Genomic DNA, 14,987 nt, shown 5'->3' on the forward strand with positions numbered 1-14,987 from the left:
TGATGCTGTTTTGAAAGCGAAAAGCAAAGAGGAGGGGGCCGCATGCCGTGGGCCCCTCCTCTTCTTTTTTTCCACTGGGGCGGTTCCGGCTGGAAGCCTCGTTTCATATTCGGCGGCATTGGAACAGTTGCGGCCGGGTCAGACCGGCAAAGGCCCTCACCGGCCTGGCGTGAAAATTGGCATGGAGTTTGCTCTTTATATCAGTACCCTGTCTGGTAATGAATGTCCGGTGTCCTCAGCGGCGCCGGGCGCTGTAAAAAAGGAGGAAACGCTATGCCGATGACCATCAGCGAAAAGCTGCTCGCCCGGGCGGCGGGGAAGCAGGAGGTCCACGGAGGGGAGATCATCCAGGCCAAGGTAGACAAGGCCATGATGGACGACATTCTGGGCCCCCGCATTGAGATTGCGGAAAAAATGGAGCTGCTGGGGGCGAAGGTGTGGGACCCGGAGCGGGTCACCATTATCTCCGACCACTACACCCCGCCGGCCAACGCCACCCAGGCGGAGATCGTGAAGTTCACCCGGGAGTGGGCCTGCGCCAATGGGGTGGAGCACTACTATGAGTTCGCGGGCCCCTGCCACCAGGTGATGGTGGAAAAGGGGCGGGTGTCCCCGGGGGAGCTGGTGGTGGGGACCGACTCCCACACCTGCATGTACGGGGCCCTGGGGGCCTTCTCCACCGGCATCGGCTCCACCGAGATGCTGGGGGTGCTGGTGACGGGGGAGATCTGGCTCAAGGTGCCCCAGAGCATCCGGGTCCGCTTCGACGGGACGCTGCCCGAGGGCGTGATGGCCAAGGACGTGGCCCTGCGGACCATCGGGACGGTGGGCCACAGCGGCGCCACCTACCGGGCGCTGGAGTTCTGCGGGACCACCTTTGAGGCCATGCCTATGGACGAGCGGCTGTGCATGACCAACATGGCGGTGGAGGCCGGGGCGAAAAACGGCGTCATCGCCTGCGACGAGATCACCAGGGCCTACCTGCGGGAGAGGGGCATCCCGGAGGGTGAGGCCTTCCGCAGCGACCCCGGGGCGGACTACCTGGAGGACCTTTCTTTCTCCGCCGGAGAGCTGGCCCCCCTGTGCGCCTGCCCCCACGAGGTGGACAACGTCACCGAGATCGCCAACGTGGGGGATGTGGCCATCCACCAGGCCTATATCGGCTCCTGTACCGGAGGTCGGTACCACGACCTGAAGGCCGCCGCCCGGCTTTTGAAGGGGAAAAAGATCGCCAAGGGCATCCGGCTGCTGGTCTCCCCGGCCTCCCGCGAGGTGTGGGAAGCCTGCGACCGGGACGGCATCCTGACCACCCTCTCCGAGGCGGGGGCCACCATCCTGGCCTCCAGCTGCGGGGCCTGCCTGGGGGTCCATTCGGGGGCCATTGGGGCGGGAGAGGTCTGCGTCTCGGCCACCAACCGGAACTTTATCGGGCGTATGGGCAGCAAGTACGGGGACGTCTACCTGGCTTCCCCGCTGTCGGTGGCGGCCAGCGCCGTCACCGGGCGGCTGACGGACCCCAGGACCATGCTGTGAGAGAGGAGAAGAAATATGGCTGAGATCATTACGGGCAGAGCCCTGAAATACGGCAGCAACATCAATACGGACATCATCTCTCCGCCGGCCTATATGGAACTGGCCATGGAGGAGGCGGCCAAGCACGCCATGAGCCCGGTGGACCCGGATTTCGCCTCCACCGTCCGGCCCGGGGACATCCTGGTGGCGGAGAACAATCTGGGCTCCGGCTCCAGCCGGGAGACCGCCCCGCTGACCCTGAGCATCCTTGGCATCCGCACCATCATTGCCAAATCCTACGCCCGCATCTTCTACCGCAACTGCATCAATTTGGGGATCCTGGCCATTGAGTGCCCTGACACGGAGAAGATCTCCAAATTCGACGAGCTGGAGGTGGACACCCGGGAGGGGAGCATCCTCAACAAGACCACGGGGGAGCGCTACCCCTGCGACAAGATCCCGCCCCACATTTTGGAGCTGGTGGCCTGTGGAGGGCTGGTGGAGTCGCTGAAGCAAAAGCTGGGAAAGGCGTAAGCTCTTCAAAAGTGCGGTAAAAGGGAGGCCCCCTTGAAGGGGGCCTCCCTTTTGCCGCGCCGCGGCGTTACCGGGAGAGTGCCTTGGCCACCGCCACCGCTGAGGCTACCGTGGCGCCCACCATGGGGTTGTTGCCCATGCCGATGTAGCCCGTCATCTCCACGTGCGCGGGGACGGAGGAGGAGCCGGCGAAGGTGGCGTCGGCGTACATGCGGGCCATCATATCGGTGTAGCCGTAAGAGGCGGGACCGGCGGAGATGTCGTCGTTGTTCATGGTGCGGCCGATGCCGCCCCCGGAGGCGCAGGCGAAGTAGGGAAGGCCGTGGTCGTTGCAGTATTTTTTATAGGTGCCGGCCACCGGGTGCTGGAATTTGATCATATTGGTGCCGTTGCCCGAGATGGACACGTCCACCCCTTCGTGGATCATGATGGCCACGCCCTCCCGCATCTCGTTGGCCCCGAAGCAGCGCACGGCCCCCCGCTCCCCGCCGGAATAGGCGGTCTCTCCGACGATGGAGAGGGCGTCGGTGGTAAAATCAAAGGCGGTGCGGACGTAGGTGAAGCCGTTGACCCGGGCGATGATCTCGGCAGCGTCCTTGCCCAGGCCGTTGAGGATGATTTTCAGAGGGACGGAGCGCACCTGGTTGGCCGAGCGGGCGATGCCGATGGCCCCCTCGGCCGCCGCGAAGGACTCGTGCCCGGCCAGAAAAGCGAAGCAGCGGGTGTTGTCGCTGAGGACCATGGAGGCCAGCTTCCCATGGCCCAGGCCGATCTGCCGCTGGTCGGAGACCGAGCCGGGCAGGCAGAAGGACTGGAGGCCCTCCCCCAGGGTGTTGGCGATGACGCTGGCCGCAGGGTCCCCCCGGCGGAGGGCGGCGGCGGCGCCCACCACGTAGGCCCAGGGGGCGTCGTCAAAGCAGATGCCCTGGATGCTGCGCACCAGGGAGAAGAGGTCCAGCCCGGCCCCTTCGCAGAGCGCCCGGGCCTCCTCCAGGGAGCCAATATCATTTTCCCGGAGAAAGGCCGTGATCCGGCCGATCCGGCGGTCGTAGTTTTCAAATCGGATGTCCGACATAGCCATCCCTCCTATTCCTTTCTGGGGTCGAGGAACGTGACGCCCTCGTCATACCGGCCGTAGCGGCCGGTGGCCCGCTCCAGGGCTTGGGCGGGCTCCGCCCCGGCGGCAAGCTGATCCATGAACTTGCCCAGGTGGACGAACTGGTAGCCGATGATGCGGCCCTCCCCGTCCAAAGCCAGCCGTTGGACGCAGCCCTCGGTGAGCTCCAGGTAGCGGGGGCCCTTCTCCAGCGTGCCGTAGCTAGTGCCCACCTGGCTGCGGGTCCCGGCCCCCAGATCCTCCAGCCCCGCGCCCACGGCCAGCCCCCCTTCGGTGAAGGCGGACTGGGAGCGGCCGTAGGCCAGCATCAAGAACATCTCCCGCATGGCCACATTGATGGCGTCGCAAACCAGATCGGTGTTCATGGCCTCCAGCAGGGTCTTTCCCGGCAGGATCTCGGCGGCCATGGCGGCGGAGTGGGTCATGCCGGAACAGCCGATGGTCTCCACCAGCGCCTCCTGGATAATGCCTTCCTTGACGTTCAGCGTCAGCTTGCAGGCCCCCTGCTTGAGGGCGCAGGTGCCCACGCTGTGGCTGAAGCCGGAGAGCTGACGGATCTCCTTGACTTCGCCGAAGGTCCCCTCCTGCGGGATGGGGGACATGCCGTGGGCGGTGCAGGGCTTGACGGCGCGCATGCGGTCCAACGCCTGGGTCGTTTCCATACTTCCACGTTCCTTTCCGTGTATTGCGCTCTGGGGTAAAATAGAAAGCGGGGGCGCGCCCTGCCGGGCGTGCGCCCCCGCCGCGCTGGATCACTCCCCCAGGGTCTTATGTTTTTCCAGCGGGGAGAGGAAGGCCTTCCGATGGCTCTCGGGCACCGGCTTGGTGCACAGGCTGACGCCGAAGAACAGCGCGCCGTTGGCCACAAAGCCCCAGAAGCCCGGGGCAAAGCCCAGGAAGTTGATCCCGGTCGCCGTCAGGGCCAGGGTGATGATGATCCCGGCCACAAAGCCGGCGATGGCGCCCTCCTTGGTGGACCGCTTCCAGAAAAAGACGCCGAATACCGGCCAGATGGCCTGCATGAAGCCCGCCAGGGCCGTGTTCACCAGGATCACGATCCCGCTGACGTTGACGAGGGACAGGGCCAGGGCCGCCGCCAGGATGATCAGGATGAGGGTCCGGGAGATATCCCGCACCTTCTTGGGGTCCATGTCGGGCTTGGCCTGCTGGATGAAGTCCACCGTGACCAGGGAAGAGGTGGTGACCAGGATGGAGGAGATGGTGGACATGCCGGCCGCCAGGATGCCGACCACCACGAAAATAGCCACATAGGGGGCGAACTGGGTCATGGTGGTGACCATGATGCTGTCCGCGTTGGCCGCCTCCACGCCCAGGGAGATCCCGCCGAAGCCCACCAGCATAACGGGGAGCATGATGGCGAAAACGTAGAAGAAGCCCAGGGTGCCGGCGATCTTCAGGATGGTCTTGCCGCTCTTGGCGGCGTAGGCCCGCTGCCACACGTAGGGGGCGAAATAGCCGCCGATGGCCTGGATGAGGAAGAAGGACAGGTACATTTTCCAGGTCCAATAGCCCTCACCCGTCAGATAGCGCAGCAGGTCGCCGCCGGCCCGCTCCACGCCGGCGAAGAGGCCGGCCACACCGCCGCCGTTCTGCCAGATCATGATGGCCACGGTGATCCAGAGGATAATAGTGAACATGATGCCCTGCATGGTGTCCACCCAGGCCTGGGATTTGAAGCCGCCGAAGTAGACGTACAGGCCCACCACCACGGCGGCGTAAAGGCAGCCCAGCCAGGAGGGGATAAACCCGGCGGTCAGGGTGCTCACCGCCAGGCCGACGCCGCTGACCTGGGCCATCATGTAGGGGAAGCAGAAGATGAGCTGTCCAAGGGAGATGGTCTTGCGCAGGCCGGAGCTCTGGTAATAGCCGTCCAGCAGGTCGCCCGGCGTTACGTACTCATAGCTCTTGGCCATCCGCCACAGGCGGGTGCCGAAGACGCCCATGAGGAACATGATGAGCAGCTGCCAGGTGGCGCCGGCGATCCAGCCGATGCCGTTTTTATAGAAGGAGCCGGGGGCCCCCATGTAGATCCAGGTGGAGAACCAGGTGGCCGCAGTGGTGAAGAACAGCACGAAGTAACCTGTGCCGCCGCCGATGAAGAAGCCCCGGGACGTGGAGACTACGTCCTTATCGTAGGCCTTGCCGATGCCCACGTAGAGCATCAGAGCGGTATAGGCCAGCAGGGCGATGATGCTGACGATGGTATGAGTGCTCATTTGCCCGCCTCCTCTCCGCCGTCATAGCTGTCCCAGACATTTTTGCTCAGCCACATCAGCAGGCAGCAGCACAGCAGCATCCACAGGAAAGCGGAGTATACCGTAAAGGGTACGCCCGCCAGTTTGGGTTCGATCCGATTCAACGCGGGAATGAAATAGGGTAGGTGACACACGATGGAGTAAAACAGGAACAGCCATTGGACACGCTTCTTTTTCATAGAGCTTTCCTACCTTTCACCTTTCTCTCCTGAGAGAGGAGTCACGTTCCGAACGGCGGCCGACCGCCCGAAACACCGCCTGCCGGCATCAGGATTGCTTGTGAGAAATTACTTCCCGGGTATTCTCGTCTAGTATTACCGCAAAATTGATGCCAACCTGGGCGAAAACGATCCGCAAAATTTTTGACGCCCGCTATTTCTGACAAAATTCGACTTTTCAAAAATAAAATTTCCAATATTATCCTGGTAAAAAAGAAAACAAAATCTAAGAAAAGAAAAAAGCGTTTCATTTTCTTTTCCGATTTTTTATATTTGAAACATGAGGGGGAACCAGAGCGAGGGGCCGCACCAGATTTCCCAAAATAAAAAGCTGGCACCGAATTTGCACGCAAAGAAAGCAGCCTGAAATATGAAAGGAGCAAGACCTATGGAGACCTATACGATCCGTCCCATCTGCGCCGGTATCTTTGGCGCCGCTGAAAAATCCAACTTCTCCTATCAAAAAGACGCGGGGACCAAACTGGCCGCCCCCATCCTCATGTACCTGGTCCAGGGCAGGGACACCTGCATGCTGGTGGATACCGGCTGCTGCGGCGAGGCGTGGGCCGCCCAATACCACCACCCCCTCACCCAGACCCCGGAGATGGAGCCCGTCCGGGCCCTGCGGGATCTGGGGGTGGAACCGGAAGAGGTGACGGTCATCGTCAACACCCATCTCCACTGGGACCACTGCTTCAACAACCACCGGTTTCCCAACGCCCGTATCTATGTCCAGCGGCGGGAGGTGGAGTTCGCCCTGGCCCCGGTCCCCACCCAATACACCTATTACGAGTCGCCCCAGCTGGGGATGACGCCCCCCTGGGCCAAGGCGATGGACCGTTTGGAGGTGGTGGACGGAGACTTCCGGCTCCAGGAGGGGATCGACCTGCTCTTCGCGCCCGGACACACCCCGGGCTTCCAGTGTGTCCGCATCCAGACCGAGGACGGTCCCTACCTGATCGCCAGCGACTGCGTGGGCCTGATCGAGAATTGGGAGGAGAACCTGACCCATGGGCTGCCCACGCCCTCGGGCATCCACGTGGACCTGCGGGAGTACTACGACACCATCCGACGCCTCCTCCCCCTGGCGGACGCGGCCCACATCCTTCCGGGCCACGACGCCAGGGCCCTGGAGCACAGCGTCTATCCGCCGCGCTGAGCGCCATTGCCAAAAAGAGAGCCGGGCTGTTTGGCCCGGCTCTCTCTTTGTTTTCTCAGATCCCGCGCTCCTCCTCGCCCTCGGCGTACCGCCGCCACAAAGTGGTGCGCCCGATCCCAAGCTGCTTGGAGGCCAGCGTGCGGTTGTTGCCGCAGCGCTCCAGGATGGCGCTGATATACTGCTGCTCCGCCTCCTCCATGGCCCCCTTCAGGGGAAGGTTGGCCTCGATGTCCAGGCTCACCGTGTCCCGTGCGGCAGACACGTAGCTGTCGATGACCATTCGGAGGTATTGGCGGGCCTCCTCCCCCTGGCCCGCGGTCTGGAGCAGGGCGATGCGGGCGCAGACGCTGGACAGCTCCCGGACGTTTCCCGGCCAGCGGTAGCCCCGCAGGCGCTTGAGCTGCTCGTCCACGCTCTTTTTGATCCCGATGGCGTGGGAGGAGATGCCCATCCCCTCCAGAAAGTGCTCGCACAGGAGGGGGATATCCTCCCGCCTGTCCCGCAGGGGGGGCACCTTCACGTTGAAGATGTTCAGCCGGTAGTAGAGGTCCTCCCGGAACTCTCCCTTGGAGACCAGCGTCCCCAGGTCCTTGTTGGTGGCGGAGATGACCCGGCAGTTCACCGAGATGATCTTGTCATCCCCCACCCGCATGACCTCCTTTTCCTGGAGGACCCGCAGGAGCCGGGACTGGAGGTACTTGGGCATCTCGCCGATTTCATCCAGGAAGATGGTGCCGTTGTGGGCCAGCTCGAAGAGCCCCTGCTTGCCCTCCCTCCGGGCGCCGGTGAAGGCCCCGGGGGCGTAGCCGAAGAGCTCACTCTCCAGCAGTTGCTCGGGGATGGCGGCGCAGTTGACGGTGACGAAGGGCCCCACCGACCGGGGGCTGGCGCTGTGGATGCTGTGGGCGAAGAGCTCTTTGCCGGTGCCGGATTCCCCCTCGATGAGGACGGAGGAGTCGGTCTGGGCGTAGAGGGCGGCCAGCTTTTTGGCCGTCTCCATGGCGTGGGTGGAGCCGATGATGCTGTCGAAGGTATATTTGGCCTGAAAGCCCTTTTGGTTCAGCTGGCGGCGGATCTGGCCCTCCAACTGCTGGATCTTGGTCACGTCCTGAAAGGTGCTGACCAGGCCGATGAAATTTTGGTCCATGTAGATGGGGATGTGGTTGGTGCTCAGGGTGATGTTCCAGGCCCGCTCCAGCTGGTTGAGCTCCGGCTTCTGCTGGTGGAGCGCCGTCAGGGCGCGGTCTCCGATGGAGATGTCGTGGATGTTTTCCCCCACCAACTGCTGGTGGTTCAGCTTAAAGATGCCGGCGGCGGCGGGGTTAAAGACCGAGATGGTGCCCCGCTCGTCTGTGATGCAGATCCCCTCGGCCAGGGAGTCGAAGGCAATCTTCAGCCGGGTGGACTGCTTGCGCTCCTCCCGCTTGACCTGGATGATGGCGATGGCCTCGGTGAGGGCCTGGTAGATGGCCTCCCGGCCGGAGACGATCTCGATGCCCTCCATGCCCAGCTCCCTTGCGTAGGAAATGCCCTCCGCGCCGCCGATAAAGACCTGACAGCCGTCCGCCTTGGCCTCATTGGCCGCCTGCCGGAGCTCGGCCTGGTTGGTAAACAGATATTGGAAGATCTTTTTGCCAAACAGCTCGCCGATCTGCTCGGTGCCGAAGATGGCCCGCTGGTAGTTGCAGAAGGCGACCCGCTTGTACTCGGCGGGGAGGTCGGAGACCGACAGGGTGAGGTCGAAGGGGGTGATGGGGATGGAGATGACCGGGATGGAGGCGGCATTTTTGACGAAACGGCCGGTGCCGCCCCGGGTGAGGATCACGTCCACCTCCGCCTCGATGCGCTTGGCCTCCTCGGCGGCCTGCTCGAAGGAGGCGTAGATGTCCAACAGCTGGATGTTGGTCCCCTCCACCAGCTGGGCCATGGCCCTGGACATGGCGGGGTAGGTGGCGATGAGCGCCACCGTGATCTTTTCGCTGGTCATCAGGGCCTTTCGGGAGGTTGCCAAATCCATAAATATCACCCGCTTGTTTCAATTTTGCGCTATTTTGAAACAGCTTATCACATCGAAAATGGGTTGTCAATTCGGGCTGGAGGTGAAATCGGAGGGAGGAGCGGACTTAATTCGACAAAATCCGGCAGGGAGAAAAGCTGGCATGCCGTTTGCTTTTAATCTAGGCAGAGAACAGAGCGTACCCATTCCGGGCGGGCCGCCGGCCCGCGGCATCGCCAACGAACGAGAGGATGAGGCAGAACGATGGAAGCAAAGGAAGCAAAGACGGCTGGACTGCTGGACGGATGCGTGGTGCTGGACCTGACACGGGTGCTGGCGGGCCCCTACTGCGGGATGCTGCTGGCGGACATGGGGGCCACGGTCATCAAGGTGGAAAACCCCAACGGCGGGGACGACACCCGCAAGATGGGGCCCTTCATCAACGACAACAGCGTCTACTACGCCAATTTCAACCGCAGCAAGATGGGCTGCACCCTAAACCTGAAGGACCCGGAGGGGAAAAAGCTGTTCCTGGAGCTGGTGAAAAAGGCGGACGTGGTCATTGAGAACTACCGCCCCGGCACCATGGAAAAGCTGGGGCTGGGGTATGAGGCGCTCAAGGCGGCCAACCCCGGCATCATCTACGGCGCGGTCTCCGGCTTCGGCCACACCGGCCCCCTCAGCAAGCGGGCCGGGTATGACATCGTGGGCCAGGCCATGGGCGGGCTGATGAGCACCACCGGTTGGCCCGGAGGCCCGGCCACCCGGGTGGGCACCCCCATGGGCGACGTGCTGGGGGGACTGAACCTGGCTGTCGGGGTGCTGGCGGCGCTGGTGAACCGGCAGAAAACCGGGCTGGGAGAGATGGTGGACGTGGCGCTGGTGGACTCGGTGGCCTCCGCCATGGAGAACATCACCATGATCTATCAGGCCACGGGCCGGGTGCCCGAGCGCATCGGGAACCGCTATGAGTCCACCTATCCTTACGACTCCTTCCCGGCCAAGGACGGGGACGTGATCATCGCCGCCGGCAACAACAAGCTCTTCAGCATCCTCTGCGAGGTCATGGGGCGTCCGGAGCTGAAGGAGGACCCCCGCTTCCGGGAGATCAAGGACCGGGTGGCCAACCACGAACAGGTGCGGGAGGTGGTGTCGGAGTGGACCCGGCGGTACACCATCGATGAGATCGACGATAAGCTCAATTCCGCGGGCTGTCCGGCCAGCGCGGTGAACACCATCGACCGGCTGGTGAGAGACCCGCAGATCGCCGGGGCCCGGGAGATGTTCCCGGAGATCGACCAGCCCGGCATCGGGCGGCTCCAAATCACGGCGGCGCCCCAAAAGCTGACGCGGACCAAGGCCTGTCCCCGCAAGCCGGCCCCCCTGCTGGGGGAGGACAACGAGGCGGTCTACGGCGGCCTGCTGGGCTTATCCGCCGAAGACCTCTGCCGCCTCACAGCCGCCGGTGTGATCTGAGGCCATTCCCCAGGGAGGCGGAAATATCCCGGAAGAGCCAGCCGCATACATGTACAACAAAATTTGGAACAGGAAAGGATCGATGACCATATGCATCCCCAAATGACGCCTTACAAAGTTGTGATCCACCGGGGCGGGACCAGCAAGGGCATTTTCATCAAGGAAAACGAGCTGCCCCGGGACCCGGCCCAGCGGGATCGGGTGATCCGCGGTATTTTCGGCACGCCGGACATCCGGGAGATCGACGGCCTGGGCGGGGCGGACGTGCTGACCAGCAAGCTGGCCATCATCGGCCCCCCCACCCGGGAGGATGCCGACGTGGACTACACCTTCGCCCAGGTCAGCTTCGACACGGACCTGGTGGACTACGGCGGCAACTGCGGCAACATCTCCGCCGCCGTGGGCCCCTTCGCCATCGACGAGGGGATGGTCCCCATCACCGAGCCGGTCACCCGGGTGCGCATCCACCAGGTCAACACCAACTGCATCCTGGTGGCCGACGTCCCCGTCAAGGACGGCAAGGCCCAGGTCATGGGAGACTGTAAGTTGGACGGCGTCCCCGGTACCGGGGCCCGGATCATGCTGGACTTCGGCGATACGGCGGGCTCCACCACCGGGAAGATTCTGCCCACGGGGAACCCCGCCGACGTGATCCACGCCGAGGGGTACGGCGACTTCGAGGTTTCCATCGTGGACGCGGGCAACGTGGTGGTGTTCATCGAGGCCGCCAGCCTGGGGCTGAAGGGCACCGAGACCTGCGCCGAAATCGAGAAGGATAAGGCCCTTACCGACAAAATGGAGGCCATCCGGGCCGCCTGCACAGTAAAAATCGGCATGGCCGCCACGATTCGGGAGGCCACGGAGAAAAGCGCCTATGTCCCCTTCTTCGCCATCGTCAGCAAGAGTGCGGATTACACCGTGGCCATCGACGGCCACAAGGTGAAGGCGGAGGAGATCGACCTGGTCAGCCGCCTGAGCTTCATGCTCCACATGCACAAGACCTATCCCGGCACCGGTACGGTCTGCACCGGCGCGGCGGCCCGCATCCCGGGGACGCTGGTCTACAAGCAGCTCTCCGAGGAGGCCAAGGGCCGGAACATGCTCCGCATCGGCCACCCCGGCGGCGTGATTGAAGTGGACGCCCAGGCCGCGGACCCCGAGGGGACCGCCTTCCTCCGGCTGGCCTATGAGCGCACGGCCCGCCGCATCATGGAAGGGACCTGCTATGTGAAAAACGACCGCCTGTGACCGGGCGGAGAAAGGAAGTGTCGGCAATGTCCCAGACAGTAGCTTGCCGCCCCATCAGCAAGGGCGTGGGCGAGGGGGAGGCCCTGGTCTGCCGCCAGCCCATCGGCTTCAATTTCGGCGTGGACGTGCCCAACGGCGTGATCACCGAGCACAACCATCAGCTGGAGGGGAAGTCCTTCCGGGGGAAGGTCCTTCTGTTCCCCCACGGGAAGGGGAGCACCGGCGGCTCCTATGTGGTATATCAGGTGGCCTGCGAGGGGACGGCCCCCGCGGCCATCATCAACCTGAATACAGAGACCATCATCGCCGTGGGCGCCATCATGGGGAAGATCCCCGTGGTGGACCACCTGGAGACCGACCCGTTTTCCATCATCGAGGACGGCGACTGGGTGAAGGTGGACGCCATCCGGGGGACGGTGACCGTCACCAAGAAAGGGGAGCTGCCGCATGAGGCTGACTGACGAGCAAAAAGGGATGCTGGACGGCGGCCGGGGCGAGCCGGTCCAGGTGGCCATGGAGATGCTCTGTGCCCTGGGTGAGATCTACGGGGCGGAGGAGCTTATCCCCATCAAGAGCGCCCACTGCGCCGGGCTGTCCCTCAAATCCCACGGCATCGCCGGGATGAAGTGGGCGGAGGACATGGCGGCCAAGGGGGCCCGGGTGGTCGTGCCCACCACCATGAACGTGATCGGGGTGGACCGCAGCCGGGACCTGGGCCTGCCCGCCGATTGGGTGGAGCCCCAGATGCGGATCGAGAAGGCTTACGAGGCCATGGGGTGCTTCGGCACCTCCTCCTGTGTGCCTTATTATTACAGCTTCCTGCCCCGGTTCGGCGAGCACATCGCCTGGGCCGAGTCCTCCGCCGTGGTGTTCACGAACTCCGTGCTGGGGGCCCGGGACAACCGGGAGGGGGGACCCAGCGCGTGGGCCGCCGGGATCACGGGCTTCACGCCGTGCTACGGCCTCCACCTGGACGAAAACCGGAGGGGTGACATCCTGTTCCGGGTCACCGTCCCCCTCCACGGGATCACCGACTACGGGGCCCTGGGCAACTATGTGGGGAAGATGGTGGGGGAGAAGATCCCCGTCTTTGAGGGGCTGGGCCGTCCCTCCACGGAGGAGCTGGTCTACTTCGGCTCCGCCCTGGCCTCGGCGGGAGGCGTGGCCCTCTTCCACGCCATAGGGCTGACCCCGGAGGCCCCCGACCTGGAGACAGTGTTCCGGGGAAAGCGGTACGAGGTGGTGGAGCTGGGTGAAAAGGAGCTGGCCCAGGGCTACGACAATCTGACCTCGGGGAAGAGCAGGGACGTGGACTTCGTGGCGCTGGGCTGTCCCCACTGCAGCTTGAATCAGGTGGCCCAGCTGGCCGGCCTGCTTCAGGGCAAGAAGGTCAAGGACGGGGTGACCATGTGGATCCACACCAACATGGCGGTGAAGGCCATGGCCAAGGAGCTGGGGTACCAAAAGACCATCGAGGACGCCGGCGCGGTGCTGACCCAGGATTTGTGCGTCGTGCTGGGAAATCCCGAAGTGCTGGGCTTTAAGACCATGGTCACCCACTCCCCCAAGATGGCCTTTTACGCGCCCGGGGGCAACGGACTGGACGTGTGGTACGGAAACGAGGAGAAATGTGTCCGGGCGGCCGTCACCGGCCGCTGGGAGGATTGACCGGGCGGGCATGCTCTTTGGGGAGGCGGGGAGATGAATAACCTATATCTCTCCTTTTCCGCCCTGTTTCCTGTGTTCTTCTTTTTGGCCCTGGGCTATTTTCTGCGGAAGATCGGCATGATGGACGACGGCTTTCTGCGAAAGCTGAACACCCTGGTCTACCATGTGCTCCTCTCCGCACTCCTGTTCTGCAACATCTACACGGCCCGGGTGGAGGGGGGCTCCGCCGCCAAGCTGCTGGCCTTCGGCGTCCTGGTCAACGTGGCCGTATTCCTGCTGCTTATGGTCCTGGTGCCGGTGTTTGAAAAGGAAAACACCCGGCGGGGCGTGATGGTCCAGGGCATCTTCCGGGGCAACTGCCTCCTGTTGGGGCTGCCGGTGCTGCAGTCCCTCTACGGAGGGGAGGATCTGGACCACGCCAGCATGCTGATCGCCGTGGTCGTGCCGCTGTATAACGTCCTCTGTGCCATTGCGCTGGAGGTGTTTCGCGGGCAGAGCATCCGGCCTGGAAAGATCGGGCGGGAACTGTGCCGGAATCCTCTGCTGATCGCCGCCGCCCTGGCCCTGGCCCTGCGTCTGGCCCGGATCCGCCTGCCGGAGCTGGTGGTGGTGGCCCTCCGGGACCTGTCGGCCATCGCCACGCCCCTGGCCCTGCTGGTGCTGGGCGGGATGTTCCATTTCTCCCAGCTGCGGGGGAGCGGGGGAAGGATGGCGGTGTGCCTGGTGGGCAAGCTGATCCTGTTTCCCGCCCTCGTGACGGGCCTTGCCGTGCTGTGGGGCTTTCGGGGGGTGGACCTGGGGGCCCTGCTGGTCATGAGCGCCTCCTCCACGGCGGTGTCCTCCTTCAGCATGGCCCAGCAGGCCGGGGCCGACGGCGTCCTGGCGGGCCAGGTGGTGGTGGGGACCACCTTGTGTTCCATGCTCACCCTGTTTTTGTGGATATTCTGGCTCAAACAGTTGGCCCTGATCTAAAAGGGGCCTCAGGGGTGTGGACGGAAGGCCCCCCTTGTGCCGCTCTACCAAGCGTAGGTTGCCCTTTCTCTCCATCTGGGGTATGCTGGGACCATGGAGAGAAAGGAGCCGAATAAAATGAGCAATTATGTGACCGGGACGGCCGTGAAGGTCCTCCGGGAGAAGAAAGGATATACCCAAAAACAGCTGGCGGACCGGCTGGGGGTCAGCGATAAGGCGGTGAGCAAGTGGGAGACGGGCCGGGGACTGCCCGACCTGAGCCTGCTGGAGCCGCTGGCCCAGGCCCTTGGGGTGAGCGTGGCGGAGCTTTTGTCCGGGGAGCAGATCACCAACGCCAACCGCTCTGCCAACCCCAAGCGGGGCAAGTTCTACCTCTGCCCGGTGTGCGGAAACGTGATCCACGCCATGGGGGAGGGGGCCTTCCACTGCTGCGGGGTGGCCCTGCCGCCCCTGGAGGCGGAGGAGGCGGACGGCGCCCACGCCATTACCCTGTCCGAGGTGGACGGGGAGTGGTATGTGCGGGCAGACCACCCCATGGAGAAGGGGCATTTCCTCACCTTTTTCGCCCAGGCCACCGACCGGGGGGTGGAGATCGTGAAGCTCTGGCCCGAGCAGGTCCCCGAGGCCCGGTTCACCAAGCGTGGGGTGGGGAGCGTCCTCTACGCCTGCTGCAACCGGCACGGGCTGTTCCGGGTGAAGTAGTGTCTGAGGGAAGGAACCCCGGCCCGCTCCGGCGGGGCTTGGGGGCCATCTCCCCAAGGTGGGAAAGCCCATAGGAGACAAAAAGGCCGGGGGATGTACGCTTTCGTAC

The 14,987-nt window shown here is 63.9% G+C and carries 15 protein-coding genes; 9 read left to right on the plus strand and 6 right to left on the minus strand.

Going from position 1 to position 14,987, the window contains the following annotated elements; genetic code table 11:
- The first annotated feature begins 273 nt into the window (after positions 1-273).
- Entirely contained in the window at positions 274-1,533 is a 1,260-nt protein-coding gene (locus AAEU42_RS00655; RefSeq protein ID WP_342231584.1) for a 3-isopropylmalate dehydratase large subunit, read from the plus strand.
- A 15-nt stretch (positions 1,534-1,548) separates the two neighbouring features.
- On the plus strand, positions 1,549-2,046 hold the full coding sequence (locus AAEU42_RS00660; protein WP_342231585.1) for a LeuD/DmdB family oxidoreductase small subunit: 498 nt from the start codon (positions 1,549-1,551) through the stop codon (positions 2,044-2,046).
- A 67-nt stretch (positions 2,047-2,113) separates the two neighbouring features.
- Here the strand turns inward: AAEU42_RS00660 and AAEU42_RS00665 are convergent, their stop codons facing one another.
- The 5 genes from AAEU42_RS00665 to AAEU42_RS00685 all read right to left on the minus strand — a co-directional run bounded on the left by AAEU42_RS00665 (position 2,114) and on the right by AAEU42_RS00685 (position 5,908).
- A complete protein-coding gene (locus AAEU42_RS00665) occupies positions 2,114-3,121 on the minus strand; it encodes a GGGtGRT protein (protein ID WP_425288187.1) in 1,008 nt (335 codons plus the stop codon).
- An 11-nt stretch (positions 3,122-3,132) separates the two neighbouring features.
- A complete protein-coding gene (locus tag AAEU42_RS00670; RefSeq protein ID WP_342231587.1) occupies positions 3,133-3,825 on the minus strand; it encodes an iron-sulfur cluster assembly scaffold protein in 693 nt (230 codons plus the stop codon).
- Between the two features lie 90 nt (positions 3,826-3,915).
- The gene (locus AAEU42_RS00675; RefSeq protein WP_342231588.1) at positions 3,916-5,400 is read right to left on the minus strand and encodes a sodium:solute symporter family protein; all 1,485 of its coding nucleotides are present in this window, start codon (positions 5,398-5,400) and stop codon (positions 3,916-3,918) included.
- On the minus strand, positions 5,397-5,618 hold the full coding sequence (locus AAEU42_RS00680; protein ID WP_342231589.1) for a hypothetical protein: 222 nt from the start codon (positions 5,616-5,618) through the stop codon (positions 5,397-5,399). Before AAEU42_RS00680 ends, AAEU42_RS00675 begins: the two co-directional genes overlap by 4 nt.
- Positions 5,619-5,659: 41 nt before the next feature.
- On the minus strand, positions 5,660-5,908 hold the full coding sequence (locus AAEU42_RS00685) for a hypothetical protein (RefSeq protein ID WP_342231590.1): 249 nt from the start codon (positions 5,906-5,908) through the stop codon (positions 5,660-5,662).
- A gap of 137 nt (positions 5,909-6,045) precedes the next feature.
- On the opposite strand from AAEU42_RS00685, the gene AAEU42_RS00690 reads away from it, so the two are divergent.
- The gene (locus AAEU42_RS00690; protein ID WP_342231591.1) at positions 6,046-6,816 is read left to right on the plus strand and encodes an N-acyl homoserine lactonase family protein; all 771 of its coding nucleotides are present in this window, start codon (positions 6,046-6,048) and stop codon (positions 6,814-6,816) included.
- Between the two features lie 55 nt (positions 6,817-6,871).
- Here the strand turns inward: AAEU42_RS00690 and AAEU42_RS00695 are convergent, their stop codons facing one another.
- Complete coding sequence (locus AAEU42_RS00695; protein WP_342231592.1) at positions 6,872-8,833, minus strand: sigma 54-interacting transcriptional regulator; 1,962 nt, start codon at positions 8,831-8,833, stop codon at positions 6,872-6,874.
- 243 nt (positions 8,834-9,076) lie between these two features.
- Here AAEU42_RS00695 and AAEU42_RS00700 point away from each other — a divergent pair, with 243 nt between their 5' ends.
- From AAEU42_RS00700 to AAEU42_RS00725, 6 genes are all read left to right on the plus strand, one after another.
- The gene (locus AAEU42_RS00700) at positions 9,077-10,288 is read left to right on the plus strand and encodes a CaiB/BaiF CoA transferase family protein (RefSeq protein WP_342231593.1); all 1,212 of its coding nucleotides are present in this window, start codon (positions 9,077-9,079) and stop codon (positions 10,286-10,288) included.
- A gap of 102 nt (positions 10,289-10,390) precedes the next feature.
- Positions 10,391-11,536, plus strand: a complete 1,146-nt coding sequence (locus AAEU42_RS00705; RefSeq protein ID WP_342231594.1) for a 2-methylaconitate cis-trans isomerase PrpF family protein — start codon at positions 10,391-10,393, stop codon at positions 11,534-11,536.
- Between the two features lie 26 nt (positions 11,537-11,562).
- On the plus strand, positions 11,563-11,997 hold the full coding sequence (locus AAEU42_RS00710; RefSeq protein ID WP_342231595.1) for an aconitase X swivel domain-containing protein: 435 nt from the start codon (positions 11,563-11,565) through the stop codon (positions 11,995-11,997).
- On the plus strand, positions 11,984-13,204 hold the full coding sequence (locus AAEU42_RS00715) for an aconitase X (protein WP_342231596.1): 1,221 nt from the start codon (positions 11,984-11,986) through the stop codon (positions 13,202-13,204). The genes AAEU42_RS00710 and AAEU42_RS00715 overlap by 14 nt, the downstream gene beginning before the upstream one ends.
- A 33-nt stretch (positions 13,205-13,237) precedes the next feature.
- On the plus strand, positions 13,238-14,176 hold the full coding sequence (locus AAEU42_RS00720; RefSeq protein ID WP_342231597.1) for an AEC family transporter: 939 nt from the start codon (positions 13,238-13,240) through the stop codon (positions 14,174-14,176).
- A gap of 117 nt (positions 14,177-14,293) precedes the next feature.
- Entirely contained in the window at positions 14,294-14,878 is a 585-nt protein-coding gene (locus AAEU42_RS00725; RefSeq protein ID WP_342231598.1) for a helix-turn-helix domain-containing protein, read from the plus strand.
- The last annotated feature ends 109 nt before the right edge of the window (positions 14,879-14,987 follow it).

The organism is Pseudoflavonifractor phocaeensis (assembly GCF_038439875.1).
Classification (GTDB): domain Bacteria; phylum Bacillota; class Clostridia; order Oscillospirales; family Oscillospiraceae; genus Vermiculatibacterium.

Coding starts and splice junctions, on each gene's coding strand:
- AAEU42_RS00705 (WP_342231594.1), top strand. CDS start 10,391: ATGACGCCTTACAAAGTTGTGATCCACCGGGGCGGGACCAGCAAGGGC.
- AAEU42_RS00655 (WP_342231584.1), top strand. CDS start 274: ATGCCGATGACCATCAGCGAAAAGCTGCTCGCCCGGGCGGCGGGGAAG.
- AAEU42_RS00665 (WP_425288187.1), bottom strand. CDS start 3,121: ATGTCGGACATCCGATTTGAAAACTACGACCGCCGGATCGGCCGGATC.
- AAEU42_RS00670 (WP_342231587.1), bottom strand. CDS start 3,825: ATGGAAACGACCCAGGCGTTGGACCGCATGCGCGCCGTCAAGCCCTGC.
- AAEU42_RS00720 (WP_342231597.1), top strand. CDS start 13,238: ATGAATAACCTATATCTCTCCTTTTCCGCCCTGTTTCCTGTGTTCTTC.
- AAEU42_RS00660 (WP_342231585.1), top strand. CDS start 1,549: ATGGCTGAGATCATTACGGGCAGAGCCCTGAAATACGGCAGCAACATC.
- AAEU42_RS00680 (WP_342231589.1), bottom strand. CDS start 5,618: ATGAAAAAGAAGCGTGTCCAATGGCTGTTCCTGTTTTACTCCATCGTG.
- AAEU42_RS00695 (WP_342231592.1), bottom strand. CDS start 8,833: ATGGATTTGGCAACCTCCCGAAAGGCCCTGATGACCAGCGAAAAGATC.
- AAEU42_RS00700 (WP_342231593.1), top strand. CDS start 9,077: ATGGAAGCAAAGGAAGCAAAGACGGCTGGACTGCTGGACGGATGCGTG.
- AAEU42_RS00725 (WP_342231598.1), top strand. CDS start 14,294: ATGAGCAATTATGTGACCGGGACGGCCGTGAAGGTCCTCCGGGAGAAG.
- AAEU42_RS00710 (WP_342231595.1), top strand. CDS start 11,563: ATGTCCCAGACAGTAGCTTGCCGCCCCATCAGCAAGGGCGTGGGCGAG.
- AAEU42_RS00685 (WP_342231590.1), bottom strand. CDS start 5,908: ATGAAACGCTTTTTTCTTTTCTTAGATTTTGTTTTCTTTTTTACCAGG.
- AAEU42_RS00715 (WP_342231596.1), top strand. CDS start 11,984: ATGAGGCTGACTGACGAGCAAAAAGGGATGCTGGACGGCGGCCGGGGC.
- AAEU42_RS00675 (WP_342231588.1), bottom strand. CDS start 5,400: ATGAGCACTCATACCATCGTCAGCATCATCGCCCTGCTGGCCTATACC.
- AAEU42_RS00690 (WP_342231591.1), top strand. CDS start 6,046: ATGGAGACCTATACGATCCGTCCCATCTGCGCCGGTATCTTTGGCGCC.